The organism is Streptomyces sp. DSM 116793 (assembly GCF_057320905.1).
In genome coordinates this window covers 7,969,223-7,985,325 of the sequence record NZ_CM170494.1, presented here as the reverse complement: position 1 = coordinate 7,985,325, position 16,103 = coordinate 7,969,223, and the positions used below count along the sequence as shown (strand labels likewise).

Annotated in this window: 14 protein-coding genes and 3 pseudogenes; 7 read left to right on the top strand and 10 right to left on the bottom strand. The window is 68.4% G+C overall.

Annotated elements, in window-relative coordinates; translation table 11 throughout:
- Positions 1-58: 58 nt before the first annotated feature.
- The 3 genes from ACSMXW_RS31425 to ACSMXW_RS31415 form a co-directional block, all read right to left on the bottom strand.
- Entirely contained in the window at positions 59-886 is an 828-nt protein-coding gene (locus ACSMXW_RS31425) for an SDR family NAD(P)-dependent oxidoreductase (RefSeq protein ID WP_485801304.1), read from the bottom strand.
- Positions 887-921: 35 nt separating this feature from the next.
- Positions 922-1,743, bottom strand: a complete 822-nt coding sequence (locus tag ACSMXW_RS31420; protein ID WP_485801302.1) for an N-acyl homoserine lactonase family protein — start codon at positions 1,741-1,743, stop codon at positions 922-924.
- 101 nt (positions 1,744-1,844) lie between these two features.
- On the bottom strand, positions 1,845-3,260 hold the full coding sequence (locus ACSMXW_RS31415; protein WP_485801301.1) for an MFS transporter: 1,416 nt from the start codon (positions 3,258-3,260) through the stop codon (positions 1,845-1,847).
- Positions 3,261-3,971: 711 nt separating this feature from the next.
- Here ACSMXW_RS31415 and ACSMXW_RS31410 point away from each other — a divergent pair.
- The 3 genes and pseudogenes from ACSMXW_RS31410 to ACSMXW_RS31400 all read left to right on the top strand — a co-directional run bounded on the left by ACSMXW_RS31410 (position 3,972) and on the right by ACSMXW_RS31400 (position 5,757).
- Positions 3,972-4,739: an SAM-dependent methyltransferase gene (locus ACSMXW_RS31410; RefSeq protein WP_485801300.1), complete on the top strand. Its 768-nt coding sequence runs from the start codon at positions 3,972-3,974 to the stop codon at positions 4,737-4,739.
- 46 nt (positions 4,740-4,785) lie between these two features.
- On the top strand, positions 4,786-4,941 hold the full coding sequence (locus tag ACSMXW_RS31405; protein WP_485801298.1) for a hypothetical protein: 156 nt from the start codon (positions 4,786-4,788) through the stop codon (positions 4,939-4,941).
- Between the two features lie 47 nt (positions 4,942-4,988).
- A pseudogene (locus tag ACSMXW_RS31400) lies at positions 4,989-5,757 on the top strand (transposase).
- Positions 5,758-6,208: 451 nt separating this feature from the next.
- On the opposite strand, the gene ACSMXW_RS31395 reads toward ACSMXW_RS31400, so the two are convergent.
- Together ACSMXW_RS31395 and ACSMXW_RS31390 are read right to left on the bottom strand one after the other, a co-directional pair.
- Positions 6,209-6,379 carry a hypothetical protein gene (locus ACSMXW_RS31395; protein WP_485801296.1) on the bottom strand — a complete coding sequence of 57 codons (171 nt, stop codon included), beginning with the start codon at positions 6,377-6,379 and terminating at the stop codon, positions 6,209-6,211.
- 170 nt (positions 6,380-6,549) lie between these two features.
- Positions 6,550-7,347 carry a class II aldolase/adducin family protein gene (locus ACSMXW_RS31390; protein ID WP_485801294.1) on the bottom strand — a complete coding sequence of 266 codons (798 nt, stop codon included), beginning with the start codon at positions 7,345-7,347 and terminating at the stop codon, positions 6,550-6,552.
- A 152-nt stretch (positions 7,348-7,499) separates the two neighbouring features.
- On the opposite strand from ACSMXW_RS31390, the gene ACSMXW_RS31385 reads away from it, so the two are divergent.
- Entirely contained in the window at positions 7,500-8,624 is a 1,125-nt protein-coding gene (locus ACSMXW_RS31385) for an RsbRD N-terminal domain-containing protein (protein ID WP_485801292.1), read from the top strand.
- A 204-nt stretch (positions 8,625-8,828) separates the two neighbouring features.
- On the opposite strand, the gene ACSMXW_RS31380 is transcribed toward ACSMXW_RS31385, so the two are convergent.
- Complete coding sequence (locus tag ACSMXW_RS31380; RefSeq protein ID WP_485801291.1) at positions 8,829-9,119, bottom strand: hypothetical protein; 291 nt, start codon at positions 9,117-9,119, stop codon at positions 8,829-8,831.
- Between the two features lie 347 nt (positions 9,120-9,466).
- On the opposite strand from ACSMXW_RS31380, the gene ACSMXW_RS31375 reads away from it, so the two are divergent.
- Together ACSMXW_RS31375 and ACSMXW_RS31370 are read left to right on the top strand one after the other, a co-directional pair.
- Complete coding sequence (locus ACSMXW_RS31375) at positions 9,467-10,876, top strand: IS701 family transposase (RefSeq protein WP_485801289.1); 1,410 nt, start codon at positions 9,467-9,469, stop codon at positions 10,874-10,876.
- Positions 10,877-11,167: 291 nt separating this feature from the next.
- On the top strand, positions 11,168-11,953 hold the full coding sequence (locus ACSMXW_RS31370) for a GNAT family N-acetyltransferase (protein ID WP_485801288.1): 786 nt from the start codon (positions 11,168-11,170) through the stop codon (positions 11,951-11,953).
- A gap of 14 nt (positions 11,954-11,967) precedes the next feature.
- Here the strand turns inward: ACSMXW_RS31370 and ACSMXW_RS31365 are convergent.
- From ACSMXW_RS31365 to ACSMXW_RS31355, 3 genes and pseudogenes are all read right to left on the bottom strand, one after another.
- Positions 11,968-12,351: pseudogene (locus ACSMXW_RS31365) on the bottom strand (maturase); the annotation flags it as partial.
- 58 nt (positions 12,352-12,409) lie between these two features.
- Positions 12,410-13,288, bottom strand: a complete 879-nt coding sequence (locus ACSMXW_RS31360; RefSeq protein ID WP_485801286.1) for an alpha/beta fold hydrolase — start codon at positions 13,286-13,288, stop codon at positions 12,410-12,412.
- Between the two features lie 287 nt (positions 13,289-13,575).
- Positions 13,576-14,349 carry a flavin reductase family protein gene (locus tag ACSMXW_RS31355; protein ID WP_485801285.1) on the bottom strand — a complete coding sequence of 258 codons (774 nt, stop codon included), beginning with the start codon at positions 14,347-14,349 and terminating at the stop codon, positions 13,576-13,578.
- Positions 14,350-15,250: 901 nt separating this feature from the next.
- Here ACSMXW_RS31355 and ACSMXW_RS31350 point away from each other — a divergent pair.
- Positions 15,251-15,493: pseudogene (locus tag ACSMXW_RS31350) on the top strand (transposase); the annotation flags it as partial.
- Between the two features lie 154 nt (positions 15,494-15,647).
- On the opposite strand, the gene ACSMXW_RS31345 reads toward ACSMXW_RS31350, so the two are convergent.
- On the bottom strand, positions 15,648-16,052 hold the full coding sequence (locus ACSMXW_RS31345; RefSeq protein ID WP_485801283.1) for a tautomerase family protein: 405 nt from the start codon (positions 16,050-16,052) through the stop codon (positions 15,648-15,650).
- Positions 16,053-16,103 lie beyond the last annotated feature (51 nt).

The following is a 16,103-nucleotide window of genomic DNA, read 5'->3' as shown; positions in this document are numbered from 1 at the left end:
TGCCCGCCCGGCGCTCTCCGGGCCGTGGTCTGACTCCGCCCGCCCGGCCGCCGCCCGCTCACACCGGGTCCTCGGGGACCCAGGCGCCGGCGCCGCCGGACGGCCGTACGGTGTTGACGACGGAGGCGCCGCCGTCCGCCGGGACCACGGCGCCCGTGACGTAGCCGGCATCGGGGCCGAGCAGGAAGGCGACCACGCCGGCGATCTCGTCGGCCGTGCCCACGCGCCGCATCGGCGTGGTCGTGCCGCGCCGCTCCATGTCGGTGCCGCTGCCGGGCGCGCCCGCGCCCGAGGCGAACAGCTGCGTGTGCACCAGCCCGGGCGCGACCGCGTTCACCCGCACCCCGCGCCCGCCGCCGTACACCGCCGCGCCGCGCACCAGGCCGAGGACGGCGTGCTTGGACGTCTGGTACGCGAGCAGGTCGGCGCTGCCCCGCAGGCTGGCGATGGAGGCGGTGACGACGACGGCCCCGCCGCCGTCCTGCTCGGCGTAGCGGCGGAAGGCCGCCCGCAGGCCCAGGAAGGTGCCGCGCACGTTGACCGCCATGACGCGGTCGAAGTCGCCGGCCGGGAGGTCCGGCAGAGGGGTGAACCCGCCGAAGATCCCGGCGTTGAGGTGGTGCAGGTCGATGCGCCCGAAGCGGTCGAGGGCGGCCTGTACGTATCCGTCCGGTCCGTCCACGGTCTCCTCGTCGGCGATGTCGCCGACCACCGCCACGGCCTCGCCGGGCAGGCCCGCCACGACCTCGCGTACGGAGTCGCCGTCGACGTCGACGGCCACGACCCGGGCGCCCTCCCGGGAGAGGCGGCGGGCGCTCGCGGCGCCTATGCCGCTGCCCGCGCCGGTGACGACGGCCACCTTGTCCTTCAGCGTTTCCGTGCCCATGTCCGTGTTCCCCTCTTCCTTCCGTCGTTGCTCGCTCAGCCGATCCGCACGGCCAGGTCGGGGCCCAGCGCCTCGTGGTGGGGGAAGCGCCGCATCACGAGCGGGTCGTGCCCGGGGACGACCACCCGGCCGGGCTCCGCGGCGATCTCCTTGAGCAGGTCGAAGGCCCGGTACATGGCCTGGAGGTCGGCGACGAACGCGAAGGGCCGGTCCTGCTCCAGTTCCTCGTAGTAGTGCGCCGCGTCCGACGCCAGGACGGCCACGCCGCCTCCCGCGAGCGCCACCTGCACGATCGCCTGGCCCGGTGTGTGCCCGCCGACGGCCTGGGCCCGGATCCCCGGGGCGACGGTGTGGGAGTCCTCGAAGGCGGTGAGCCGCCCCTCGTCGCGCACGGTCCTCAGGTACGCGGTCTCGTCCTCCTCGACCGACCAGGCGAACTGTTTCCGTCTGCCGTACGGTCCCGTCCAGAACTCGAACTCCCGGCGGGCCATGACGACTTCTGCCGCGGGGAAGCGGTGCAGGTTGCCGATGTGGTCGTAGTGCCCGTGCGTGACGACGACCTGCGGCACCGCGCCGGCGGCGATGCCGAGCCGGGCCAGCGCCTCGACTGGTTCCACCAGGGTGGTGCGGGCGCGCCTGGCTCCGCCGACGGGCCCGAAGCCGGTGTCGATCAGCACGGTGCGGTGCTCGTTGCGGGCGACCCAGAAGTAGTAGTCCATGGCGAGCGGGGAGTCGGGCTCACCGTAGATGTGGTGGTTGAGGTAGATCTCCGAGCGGGCTCCGTCCCGTGTGCCGTACCGCACGGCGATGACTTCGTACTCGGCGGACTCGGCGGACTCGGCGGCGGACTCGGGCACTCCGGACTCCTCGGCTCGGTGGGGGGTGGGTGCGGGCTGCGGCGCCGGCGCCGCTCCGGTCCGTGCGGGCTGCGGCGCCGGCGCCGCTCCGGTCCGTGCGGTCATCGGGAGCCCGCCCAGTTCGGGGGCCGACGGGTGGGATCGGCGGTGCTCGTGTCCACGGCGGTGTCACCGGTGGTGTCCCCGGCGGCGCGCCGGCGGGCGGTGACCTCGGGTCCCCGGTCGGACTCCAGGTCGCGGCCGCGTGTCTCGGGGAGCCAGCGCCACACCACGAGGAAGCCGGCCAGCGCGACGGCGGTCAGGTAGACGGCGGGCATCGGCTTGTACGCGGACGCGTCCGCGATCGCCGCGGCGACCAGTGGTCCGGGCCCGCCCACGAGCGCCAGGCCCAGGTTGAATCCGACGGCGCTGCTGGTGCCGCGGGTCGCGGAGGGGAACAGCTCGGTGAGGAGGACGACGGTGGTGACGCTCACCAGGCACTGGCACAGGCCGAAGACGATCAGGCCCAGCAGCACCAGCGCGCTCTGTCCGGTGCTCATCAGGATGAAGCTGGGGAAGGAGAGCACGGCCATGGCTGCGCTTCCGGCGACATTGACGGGGCGTCGGCCGACACGGTCGGAGAGCATGCCCGCGAGGGGGCACAGCAGGGCGTAGACGAGCAGGCCGGCACCGGTGAGCGCGAGCGCGGTGGTGCTGGGCAGCCCGACGGTGGTGGAGAGGTAGGTCACCACGTACGTCGCCAGGTAGTAGAAACCCAGGCCCTGCACGCTGGCGAAGAAGAAGCACAGGCCGATGGCCTTGAGGTTGCGGGCGCCGGCCGTCCTGAGCGGCTTCTCCGCCACGCCGTGCTTCTCGCGCAGCGCCTCGAACACCGGTGTCTCCTCGATGCGGAGCCGGATGTAGAGCCCGATCAGCGCGAGGGGCGCGGCGCCCAGGAAGGGCAGCCGCCAGCCCCACGACTGCATGGCCGCGTCGCTCAGCCACACGTTCAGCGCGAGGGCGATGAGACTGCCGACGACGGTGGCCAGCGCGGCCGTCGAGGAGATCACGCTGGCGAGCAGCCCCCGCCGGCCCGCGGGCGCGTGCTCCAGCAGGAACGACGAGGACCCCGACCACTCGCCCCCCGCGGAGAAGCCCTGGAGACAGCGGAGCAGCACCAGCAGCACCGGTGCCCACACGCCGACGGCCCGGTACGTCGGCAGCACCCCGACGAGCGCCGTGGTGAGGCCCATCATCGCGACGGTGAGGGTGAGGGACCACTTCCGGCCCTTGCGGTCACCGATGACGCCGAGCACGAAGCCGCCCACGGGCCGCATGAAGAAGGCGACGCCGAAGACCGCCAGGGAGGACAGCAGCGAGACGGCGGGGTCGTCGCTGGGGAAGAAGACCGTTCCGAGAGTGGTCGCCAGGAACCCGTAGACCGCGAAGTCGAACCACTCCATGAAGTTGCCGATCCCGGTCGCCAGCGCGATACGGCGCTGCCCTCCGACCGGCCCGTGACCGTTCGATTCGTCCATGCCCGGCTCCTTTGTCGACTTCTCCGACGGCTCTGTCGCGTGTCGGGCGGCGTGATGCGGGTGAGTGCGGGGCTCTGGGGCAGACCCCTGGCGCCCCGAAGCCGCCGCGATGGCCGAAAGCTGACCAGGACTGTATGACCGTCATACAATCTGCGTCAATGGTTTGGCTTCCTTGGGGCTACGGACGGAAGCGGGAGCCAAGAGCCCCACCAGCCATGTTGACGGACGGTGACGCAACACATACGAGCAGGCGCCGCTTCTCTGGGTGTCAGAGAGACGTCCGGTCCCTGCCTTCCGGCTACTTCACCATCTCGAAAAAGCCACCGGCACGCTCGACAGATTCCTCATGCGCGAGATGTCGACCAGTGCCCCATGCGGGACGTCCTGCGGGGCGCAGCACAGCACCGGGCGCCGACCGCGGACGGTTCACACGGATGGCGGCTGGTGGCTCGACCGACCGGTAGGGCGGATCCTGTCCCGAGTCCGTGCCGGAAGCCTTGCCGGCAGCGCCCCATGAGCGCGCGGCCACGGTTCCCGGGAGCGTCAAATGCCCCTGCTTCCCGGATAGTTTCATGTGGCAGACTTTCACCGCGGCACTGGTCGACGAACCGGCTGTGGGCAGCCATGCGCCCGTCCCCGCGCGGCCGCACCGCGCCTGTTCCCGCTGCCGCCCCGCTCCCAGCCCGCCACGACGTTCACCGGAGTAGCCCGATGAGCCCGCACCCCCACGTCGACACGAGCAGGCCGCACCCGGCACGCGTCTACGACTACCTGCTCGGCGGCAAGGACCACTACCTGGTCGACAGCGAACTCGGCGAACGGATACCCGGCCTGTACCGCGACGCGGCGCGCCAGAACCGCGCGTTCATGCACCGTGCTGTCGCCTGGACCGCCCGCGCCGGCATCGACCAGTACCTCGACATCGGCACCGGGATCCCCACCGAGCCCAACCTCCACCAGGTCGTCCAGGCGATCAACCCGGCGGCCCGGATCGTGTACGCGGACAACGACCCCCTCGTCCTGCGCCACGCCGAGGTCCTGCTCGTCAGCGCGCCCCAGGGGGCCACCGACTACATCCAGGCCGACGCCCGCGAGCCGGAGAAGATCCTCGAACACGCCAGGACCTTCCTGGACTTCGACCGGCCGATCGCTCTCTCGCTGGTCGCACTGCTGCACTTCATCCTCGACGAGCAGGACCCCTACGGCATCGTCCGTACCCTTGTCGGAGCCCTGCCCACCGGCAGCTACCTGGTGTTGTCCCACGGCAGCATGGACTTCTTCCCGGAGGAGCGCGAGAACAACACCTACGCGAGCAGCATCCCCTCACGCTTCCGTTCCCGCGCGGAGGTGGAGCGGTTCTTCGACGGCCTGGACCTCGTGGACCCCGGGCTCGTCACGGCTCCCGAGTGGTACAAGGACACTCCCGCGCCCGAGCACGAGGTGAGCGCCATCTACGCGGGCGTCGCTGGCGTCCGGTGAACCGGCGAGGCAAACGCAACGTGACGCCCGAGGAGGTGAACGCAACGTGACGCCCGAGGAGGTGATGGACCGCGTCAGCGCCTCGGCGCAGCCGCGGTCGAACGCCGCCGCGATGCGGCAGACGATCCTCTGGGCAGGCGGCTACCTCTCCTATGCGGGCATCCACTGCCGGTTCGGATCCAGGGCCCACATGCCTCAGTGACTAAGGGTTGTCCCGTAAGTGCTGGTCACGGGTGAGATGATCTTGCTGTGGCTGGTGTGATCACGGCGTCGGAGCCGTCCTGGATAGCCCCGTTCACCGGGCTGAGCCCACGGCAGTTCGGCGAGCTGATCACCGCGCTGCGGCGCGAGGGCGCCGACCCGGTTCGCAAAGGCCGGCCATGGAGCCTGCCGCTTGAGAGCCGGGTCCTGCCGGTCGCCGCGTACTGGCGCACGAACCTCACCCTGCGCCAGCTTGCCCCGCTGTTCGGAGTATCGAAGTCCGCTGGCGACCGCATCGTCGACCACCTTGGGCCCTCGCTCGCACTCCAACAGCGCAAGTGGTTCGGCAAGGACACCGTCCTGATCGTGGACGGCACCCTGGTCCCCACCCGCCACCACACCATCGCCGAGCAGTCGAAGAACTACCGGTACTCCACCAACCACCAGATCCTCATCGACGCCGACACCCGGATCGTCGTCGCCGTCGGCCGACCACTGCCCGGCAACCGCAACGACTGCAAGGCATGAGAACTGTCCGGAGCCAGGACGCTGTCGGCAAGACCACCGTCATCGCGGACGGCGGCTACCGAGGAACCGGCCTGGTCATCCCGCACCGCCGCGAACGCGGCAAGGCCGAACTCCCGGCCTGGAAGAGGAACACAACACCTCCCACCGCAAAGCCCGCGCCCGCGTCGAGCACGCCTTCGCCCGCATGAAGAGCTGGAAGATCCTCCGCGACTGCCGCCTCAAAGGCGACGGCGTCCACCACGCCATGCCCGGCATCGCCCGCCTGCACAACCTCACCCTCGCCGGATGACGAACAAGACACAGGTATCTAGCACGCCGTAGATCATTTACGAGACAGCCCTTAGCGCGAAAATCTCGCATCAGATGCGAAGCCCGGAGGGAGACGGCAGGTCAGCCATCCGATCGAGAGAAGCAAAACGACGCGCCCCTGCCCTTCGGCTACCGTCTCAGCAAGCATACGGTGAGGTCTCTATCCGCTGATCAGTGACTTATCCGTGCTCGCCCGGGCAACGCGGCGCAGCATGCGTCCAGTTCGCATCAGATGCGACTCGCGCCGGTCCCAGGATACGGGTCAAAGAGGCGATGGGATGATCTTGAAGCCCTGACGGCCACGAGAGTTCCACTGCTCCGCCGACCCGGCGCCGCCGCTGGTGGGCGTCTCACCGACGGTGGCGTCGTTTTCCAGACGAGGCCCCGTTGCTTCGGCACATGAGACCTCCGGCTCATGCCGTACCTCCCGTTCAATGGAGGGGCAGGAAGAGGGAGTCTCCCCTCATTGGAAAAGTGAACTGGTCCGTGACGACGACGGCTTCGAGTACACCGAGCGTGTCCCGGACGACCCGGAGCTGGCCGAAGAACCGGAGTGCTGGGAGCACCACAGCAACGCGCGCGGCTGCCAGATGGAAGAGCAAGGCCGTCAGCCAGCTCCTCGCCGACTTCCGCGGCTTCCTCCACCGCGCTGACCTGACCGGCCGGGTACGGCCTGCGGAGCAGATCGTCCGGCGGGCCGGGCCGGACGATCAGGTGGGGCCGGCGGAGCCCCACCCGGGGTGCGGCGTGCTGAACTGCTCCTGCGGATTGCTCAGTCGAACAGGTCGGGCTGTTCCCGGGTGATCTGGTCGTACAGGGACTGGTAGTTGATCCAGCCCACCAGGCTGCTGCCGATCTGTTCGTGGGTCAGCACGGCGTTGTCGTGGTCGATCGGCACGGGGGTGCCGGCGGCCTTGGCCAGCAGCTGGACCTGGCAGGAGCGTTCCATGGTGATGAACCACCAGGCCGCGGCATCCACGGTGTCGCCGACGGTGAGCAGGCCGTGGTTGCGCAGGATGACGGCCTTATACGCGCCCAGGGCGGCGGCGATGCGCTGGCCCTCCTCCAGGGCGGTGACCACTCCGGTGTAGTCGTCGAACAGGCCGTGGTCCTGGTAGAAGGCGCACACGTCCTGAGTGAGCGGCTCCAGAGGCTGGCCCAGGGCGGACAGGGCGCGGCCGTAGGTGGAGTGGCTGTGGCACGCGGCCACCACGTCCGGGCGGGCCTGGTGCACCTGGGAGTGGATGGCGAAGGCGGCCGCGTTGACCGGGTGGCGGCCCTCGACGACGTTGCCCTCGTGGTCGACCAGGATCAGGTCGCTGACCTTGATGTGCTTGAAGGACATCCCGAACGGATTGACCCAGAAGTGGTCGGTCAGCTCCGGGTCGCGGGCGGTGATGTGACCGGCCACACCCTCCTCGAACCCGAACTTGCCGAACAGCCGAAACGCCGCGGCCAGCCGCTCCTTGCGGTGCCGGCGCTCTTCTTCCACGGTGTCGAACACCGGCGGCATCCGGAACGTCAGGCCACTGGAGAGGGCCGCTTCGAGCAACTTCTCGGTCTCGGTCATGGAGCGCTCCTTGCTCTGCACGGGGCTTGCTTTGTCCGGCATCCACTGAACCGCCGGCGGAGCGGGTGCGCCTAGGCCGGTCAGAGCTAACGTTGCCCCCGACGGTTGTCTGCGGGAGACAATCCCGGACGGTGTGAGGGTGAGGAGGGTTGGTGGGCGAGCCGGACATCGAGCGGTATCAAGACCTGCTGGCCAGGCGTGCCCGGGACCCGGCGCTGGTCGAGGCCGTGCTGCGGGCCGCCCGCGCGCAGTCGCCGCCGGTGGCGGTCCTGCCGCAGGAGGAGACCCGCCGCCACGTCGAGAGCCTCCTGACCGGCATGGTCACCGGCCGCCGCGCACCCGAGGCGGAGGTCCTGGCCGCGGCCGAGCGCCTGGGCTCGGACCGGGCCCGCCAGGGCGTGCCGGTGGCGGCACTGCTGGACGGGTTCCAGGCGGCCCGCTCACACCTGGTGCGCACCCTCATCGACGAGGGGCGCGACCTTGAGGTGCCCTCCGCGGCGCTGCTGGAGGTCCTGCTGCGCATCGATGAGACCAGCACCGCCGTGGTGCACCGCATGGTCCACGCCCACCGGGTGAGCGAACTGGACCTGGCGCGCACCCGGCGGGAGCGGCATACCCAGGCGCTGCGCCAGCTCCTGCACGCCGAGCCCGTCACCAGCCCCCTCCCGCTCCCCGCCGGTGTCGCCTACCACTGCGTGGTCAGCGACGTCAGCGATCCCGCGCTGGCCCAGGAGCTGGAAGCGCAGCTGAGCGCGGCCGGCCCGGCGCTGTGCGGGCTGGTGGACGGGCGCCTGGCCGCCCTGGCCGCCCGGCTACCGCAGCTGCCGTGCGACGGGCCGCTGCTGGTGGCCACGCCGACGGCCGCGCCTGCTCAGGTGGCCCCGCTCTACCGGCTCGGGCGCAGGGCATTGCAGGCGGGACAGGCCGCCGGGCTCACCGGCATGCACCTGCTCACCGACCTGGCCCTGCTGACAGTGACCCACACCGAGCCTGAACTTGGCCAGCTGCTGGCCGACCACCTCCTGGCCGGGCTCGACGCCCAGGACCCCTTCCACCGGGAACTGGCGCATACCGCGCTGGCCTACCTCGAACACGGCTCACGGCTCGACGCCACGGCCGCCGCCCTGCACGTCCACAGCAACACCGTCAAGTACAGGCTCCGACGCCTGCAGGACCTCACCGACCGCCCCCTGACGGGCCCCGGCCGAGTCGCCGTCCCCCACACCCTGCACTGGTGGTGGGCACTCCGGCACTGGCTCACCGGTCAACCTGCGTAGCAGACCAGCTAGGACGCTGGTCGGCACGCGCCCTTTTCATGTTCTTCATGATGCCGCCGTGCACCGACAGCCCGTCAGGAGACCGCCAGCGCTGGCCGGGAACGAGCCGCCACGGGCCCGGCCGCGTGCCCAGATGACAACAACATCATGACCAACGACACTGTGCCGAACGGGTGACGGGACGGGGCTCTCAGGGCTTCAAGGTCATCCCATGGTCCCTTTGACCCGTATCCCGGTCAGCCCCCCTCCTCCCGCCCGGCCAGCGTTCCCAGCCGCACCGCCTCCGACATCGCGGACCTGGGGAAGGCGCTGCGCAAGCGGACCAAGCACGGGCCCGCCCGGCTCGCCGCCGACCTCCAGCGTCTGCACGGCGTCACCCTCGCGCCGGCCACCGTGCACCGCATCCGGGTCCGCCGCGGCCTGAACCGGCTGCGCGACCTCGATCCGCCGACCGGCGAGCAGCTGCGCGAGGTCATCCGCTACGAGCACGAGCACGTCGGCGACCTGCTCCCCGTTGACGTCAAGAAGCCCCGGCCGCATCCCCGAGGGCGGCGGCTGGCACATGCACGGCGTCGGCACCGACGCGGACCGAGCCTCCAAACGCACCGGGCATCGTGCGCACCCGCTCCCGCGCTGCTGTTCCCGGGCGGTCAACCCGCCCCCCTGCGCGTATCGCACGGCCAGGGCATACCCACCCATCGAGGACTCCTGGCGTCCACGACAAGGCGCGTTCAACCTGAGTAGCGGTAGTTCGTTAATTCCGGTGGTGGCGTGGGTTGACGGCAGGGCGGGTTGGTCGTAGGCCGGTGGTAGAAGTCGACTGCCGTTTCTAGGGGCTGCAGATGACCGCGCGCCGTCCGTGTCCGCCTGCGCCGGGGCCGTTGGAGGAGTACGCGGCCCGGTTCGACGACCTCTTCTTCAGCCTGGCCCAGCGGCGGGGGTTTCGCGAGTACCTGACCGGGCTGCTGGCGCCACGGGAGCGGAACAAGACGATCACCTGCCTGGCAGGCGCGGAGCCGGTGGCCGGTGCGGGGATGCCGGGGGTGCAGCGGCTGCAGTTCTTCCTGTCCGAGTCCCCCTGGGAGACCGAGCAGATCAACGACCGGCGGCTTGAACTGCTGCGCGAGCAACCGGCGACGGCTCCACACGACGGCGGGGTCATCGTGATCGACGACTCCGGGGACCGCAAGGACGGCACGGCCACTGCGCATGTGGGCCGGCAGTGGCTGGGCCGGTTAGGAAAGACGGACAACGGCATCGTCACGGTAACCACGGTGTGGACCGACGGCCGCGTGTACTACCCACTGCACGCGACTCCCTACACGCCCGCCCATCACTTCGCCCGCGGCCGCTCGGATCCGGCCTTCCGTACGAAACCGCAGCTGGCCGCTGCCCTCGCGGCCCGCGGGAAGGAGGCGGGCTTCGGCTGCCGGGCGGTGGTCGCCGACTGCGCCTACTCGGTCAGCGACGACTGGTACCTTGCACTGCGCGACGCCGGCCTGGCCTACGTGGTCGCGCTCAAGCCGCACCGCGGCACCTGGGCTCCGGCCGACCAGCCGCACACCCCCATCGAGGCCGCCCACTCCCTGACCTGGAAGGATGCCAAGAGTTCAGGCGACTGGACGCCCGTGGAGCGTCACTTCCGCGACGGGCACACCGAGACCTGGTGGGCCGCTGACGCCTGCCTGGGCGGCTACGGCCCCGACTCACCCTGCCGCCTGGTCATGGCCACCACCGACCCGGCCACGTTGCCCGAGAAGGCCACCTGGTACCTGGCCACCAACCTGCCCCACCCCGACGCACCCCACGCCGCCAGCAGCCCGCACCCGCCGGCCGGCCTCACCGAGATCATCCGCCTCTACGGCCTGCGCCCGTGGATCGAGCAGAGCTACAAGCAGGTCAAGGACGAACTCGGCTGGGCCGACTTCCAAGTCCGCTCCGACCGCGCCATCCGCCGCCATCAGACCCTGGTCAACTGCGCCTTCTCCTTCTGCTGGGACCACTGGTTCGCCCCACCCGGACCCCTGGATGCCACCGCGCCGGACCCGTACCCCGACGAGGGGCCAGAGAGGGGGCCCAGCCAAACCCCACCGGCCCCAACAGCCTTGCTGGCCCAGAGCGTTACGGGCCATCCGTTCCTGGCTCACCCCCGCCATCACCCTCAACCGGTGGTGGCAAGCCTGGACGGACAAAGCCCCACCCTCCGAGCTCCAGGCCCTGATCGACGCCGTCACTACGGGACACAGACTTGACCTCTACTGCCGGAATTAACGAACTACCGGTAGACATCAGCGTGCTGGTGGTGTCATCCGCCGGGCCAGCACGGTCGACCGGCTCCAATTACGCCGCCCACAACGCGACAGTGCCATGCTGGGCGGTCCAGTTCGACCGATCCACGTGAAGCATGTCACAATTTTCACCATTGGATGGATTGGGTGCGGAACCTTATAGTCGCGTAGCCGTCCTGGACGGTTACGGATGACAAAGGTACTGCTTCGACGTTGCGAGCCTCCGGGGTAGCAGCGGCAGCGAGAAAGAGCGGCATGATGACTGACCCAAGCGGCCCGGAGGCAGCGGTTCTTGCCTCCCTTTCCGCAATCGAGCACATGATGTCCCCCATCGAAGGAACCTTCGTCAAGAGGTACTCGCCCGGCATTCTCCTTGCGGTCAGCGGGATACCGTCGCCGGGAGGGAACGTTCTCGCAGTCGCGGATGCCGTACCGGATGTGAAGGAAGTGGCTGCCTGCGCGGCGGAGATCCGGTCGGCCTGCGAGGCGCGGCATGTCCCCTGGGCTCTGAATGTTCTGGGGGTGCCGTCCCCGGAGGTGACGGAGCTGGCAGCCGAGCACGGGTTGACCAGCTCCTCGGAAGGGACGTTCATGACCGCCTCCCTGGAACGGGCCGAGATGCCGCAGCAGGACTCCGGGTCCTTGCGGATACGGCAGGTTCGGGGAGATGAAGCCGCTGTCTACCTGTCCACGATCGTCGCCGGTTTCGAAGGGGGCGAAGAATTCTTCGCTCGCGTCTGCGTCGATGCCGTCATGAACTTCCCCGGTCACGCCGCCTACCTGGCCGAAGTGGACGACGTCCCAGTTGCGACCGGATTCGCCGCGTTCATCGGCGATCACGTCGGGGTGTACAACGTCGCCACGCCACCGAAGTACCGCAGGCGTGGTTACGGGGCGGCCATGACGCGGGCCATCCTCCGCGAGGGCCGAGCCGCCGGTGCCACGACCTCATTCCTGCGGTCGAGCGACATGGCTATTCCTCTGTACGAGTCATTGGGATTCCGCCCTGCGGGAACGTGGACGACCTTCCAGGCTCCCTGACTCCGCGACCATAATTCGGCCGGCCGGAAGTGAGGCAGCGTACGCGGGGCGCGGTCCCGGTTCGGGGGGACCTTAAGCAGGCTGTGCATGCGCTGACGCAGTCTCCGGACTTCGGCCCGGTCACTGCGCCGGCGCACCGGTGCCAGCATATTGGCCACCGCGAGGTATTCCGGGTTGCGAGCCCGGCGTTCCCCTCGGGTGTATTCCGGAATCAGAACGTTCTCGACGAACTCATCCAACTTGTGCAGGTAGATGTTGGAAAGAGCAGGGGAGACCACTCCGCCTTGCGGTGTCCCGGAGAGCGTGGCTCCCCACCTCCAGTCCTCCAGGTATCCGGCTGTCAGCATGTTGCGCACCAGCCGAAGGAACCGGTTGTCGTGGATCTTCTCGCCAAGGATCGATGAGGGAACCAGGTTTTCACTTTCACACCGAGGCCTTGGGGCAGGTCTCCTTAACTCAGAGGGTAGAGAGCAGTTCATCGAGAGCCTGATCGATTGATGAAAGGAAAATCGACATGTGTCCATGTCCTTTGAGTAGATGTGAGGTTGCGCCAGGAATATGCTGTGCGAGCCATGCGCCGTGGGCGAAGGGTGCTGCTAGATCCTCGGCTCCGTGCCATACGGCGGTGGGTACGGCTATCTCCCGTACCGAGAATCCCCAGGGTTTGACATAGGAAAGCGTTTCATCGACCCAGCCGTCGACTCCATGCCGCATGCCCTCGGCCCAGCTCGCACCGATGTCTGCTGCTGCTTCTGCTGTCGCGAGAACTCGATCGGCGGGAGACAGCAGGCTCATCAGGATCTGGCGTACCTCCTCGGCGCCGGCTGAACGCTTTCCCTGAGCTTGGTCCTCCATTGCGGGGCGGATGGCGTCTTCTCCCTGCATCGCCCTGTTGAATTCGTCGGCGTTGCTCTGCGCCATGCCGACGACGAATTCGGACCCCAGTTCCTCGTATGGGGCCACACTGCACATGACCGTCGCCCCGGCGACCCGTTCAGGCAGTCGAGCCGCGGCCGCCAGGGCATGGGGGCCACCACCCGACCAACCGAAGTGGAGTGACCGGGAGGCTCCGAGATAGTCCAGCACGGCAGCCACATCGTTCACCGTATCCACTACCGAACGGCCGGGCAGGCGAGTGGACGTGCCTACTCCTGGGCGGGAGAACGAAACCAGCCGCAGGCCGCGATCATGTGCGGCGCGCTGCAGGAAGCGGAACTGCCTTCCCGAGGTCGACGAACCGTGATAGTAAACGAGAGGCACTCCATCAGAGGGCCCAGAAACCTCAACGTCAAGCAATCGTTGATCCGGCAGGGATAGTGCGAACACTGTGATCATCTCCGGCGTTGGAATTTACGGGCACTCGCCGAGAACGTGAAGCCGTTGCGGCGTGCTTCAGCGGCCAATACGTAGCCTCTTGTCGTTCTTGCGAGAGCACTCAAAGTATCATTTTCACCGTGCCGCGCTCCGTGATGTCGCCGTTGCGCTTCGGCCAGCACCGCGCGAGCGGGGTTCCCGGCATCGGTCGGGTCCGACTTGCCTCGCTGACGCCCCTGGGGTTCAGAGGTAGGCCTCCAGCCGGACCATCATCGACGCGCTCGGCAGGCGAGACGTTGTCACCCTTGTCATCCGGGTGCCCCCGGAACTTGCAAACCGCCCTGATCGAGGAGTGGCTCCGCAGTGGGCGGTTCATCCTTGACCGACCCCGAAGCGGACCAGCTCGTGCTCTCCACCGCCGAATATTCTGCGCCGTTGCCGTCAATACGCACCATGCGTCGGCCCGCTCGCTCGGCGAGGACCTCATCGCTCAAAGGGGGCACGAAGGCGTTGTCCACGACGGTGTACTCGGCCGCCAGACGCCCGACGGGCGCGAGAGCTCCGAAGTCGATGCGTCCGTTGATGTAGATGTTATCGCGCACGTGGAAGTTGACCACCTCGCCCCACACCACGTGATTGAGGCCGTCCGGGGAGGAGAAGATCTCGTCGACCCGGCATTCCAGCGCGATGGGTGCGCCCTTCACCCGCGGCGGTGCGACCAATGCCGACGCTTCCTTTTCCACGTCCACGGTGTCGAACTCGTCCACGTCCGGCTCGAACTCGACGGCGCTGCGGTGGAGTGACATGATCTGAGGTAGTGTCGCCAGATTGGTGACGAACTCGCCCGTGTCACGGATGTTCAGGAAGCTGTCCTTGAGGGTGCGCCCGTCGGATTTCGGCTGTATGGACAGCGAAACCTTGGGCGGCTTGCGCCCCACTACGGTAAAGAAGGAAATGGGCGCCAGGTTGCCGACGCCGGCCACCGACTGTGTGCTGACCCACGCTATGGGACGCGGGATGATGCTGCCGATCAGCAGCTTGTACGCCGACTTGGCGTCCAGCGTGCTCGCGTTGATTTCCATGGCCGCTCCTTTTTTGGTCCAATGCATCTAGCGGGGCCGTCGCCGAAGGACTGGTACACGCCGTTGTAGATGGTGCCGGCCGCCACCACCAGGCGGATCCGAGCACGGACGGCCGCCTGTGCTCTGCCGCCTGTAAGGCCCATCGGCCTGGGATTCGGAAAATCCGCACGCCCAAAAGCGTCGGTCGGCTCGGAGAATGCCACACCCTGAGCTCTCGCAAACGCATACCGCCGATTCGCTCCGGCCTACGCCGACGACAGCGCAAGCCGGAGAAACCACACGCCGACCGAGGCTACGACCAATTCCACCTGTGGCGATGGTTGCACGAGCGTGGCGTCAGCCACCGGATCGCCCGCAAGGGAATTGAGTCCGCGCCACGACTGGGCGCCGCGTTGGACCGTCGAGGGCACCATGTGCCGATGTCTCCTCCGCGCCTACGAACACCAAGCCGAGCACTTCCTTAGGCTGTCCCGAACCCGACTGAAGCCACTCGCACCCCTGGCACGCGGCGGCAGCTTCTCTGTTCCTGCTCGGCCTCGAGTAGGGCTGCAACAAGACGGGGCAAACCGGAGCGCTGTTGAACGCCTCGCAAGTTACGGGACAGCATTTTTCCTTTGCCGGTGTCGCTGTACCCTCTTCTGTTTCTGCTCAAATGAGTGGCTTCTTTATGCTGGGAGGCCGGTGAAGTGTTCGGGGACCTTCCCTTCGAGCAGTCGACCCAACTCCGCAGAAAAGGCGAGGACTGCCTGAAGTGGTCGGCATGGACGACTTGCCTTGACGATCTCCCCTTGTCGTTGTATACGAGGATGGTCGAGCCCAGCAGCCCCCCGCTTTCCCGGCCCAGCGAGCCCGGCGAGTCGTGCCCGGCTGATCTACTGGCCGAGCACCGACACGCGTCCGGGTGTGCGCAAGAGCTTCGCTTGGCGGACTATCGCGACCCCATCCAAGCCGCCCATCGGCAGCCCGGGCGTGCCTCACCTGTTGGCCTGGGGACAACCTCAACACGCACCTGACGGCAGGCATGCGCCGCTATATCGCCGAACGCGCCCGGCTCACCGCCTACCGACTCCCGCCCCGTGCACCGGACCTCAACCCATTCGAAGGCATCTGGTCGGTACTGCGACGCACCACCCTGGCCAAGCGCGCCTTCACCGACCCGCAAGACCCGATCGTCGCCGTCCGGAGGGGCTTACGCCACCTCCCATACCGCCCCGACGCCCCCAACGGCTGCCGAGTCGGCACCGGATTCGCACCCGCCTCACCAAGACGATCACCAAGACGACACCACGTCTTCAACGTCAGTTGCTGTCCCGCTCGTCGAGCCAGTCGTCCTCGGCTCCCGGCTCGGGGAGGATGCGGCCGCCCTCGACGGCGAACCTGGCCGGAGTGTCCAGGATCATCACGAGGATCCTGGATTCCGGGATGTCCGTCACGCGGCCGGCGGCGGTCGAAATGTCCTTTGCCAGCTGTATCTTCTCGCTGTCCGCTCGGCCGGCCCGGGTCATACCTTCGATCAGCAGAGGCCGCGACGGGGACCCGTCCGAGAACACGTTGGCCTCGGGCAGTTCGGTGAAGGTGACGTGGACGAAGGAGGTGGGGGCGCCGGTGACGGCGGAGTGGATCTTGGTGATCTCCGCAGCCAGGTTCGCCTTCTGCTCGTCGGTGACCACGTCGCGGGTGGTGGTCACGGTGTAGACAGGCATACGATGCTCCTCATTCCGTGAGCTCAAACTGTATGAGCTCGTACTTTCAAT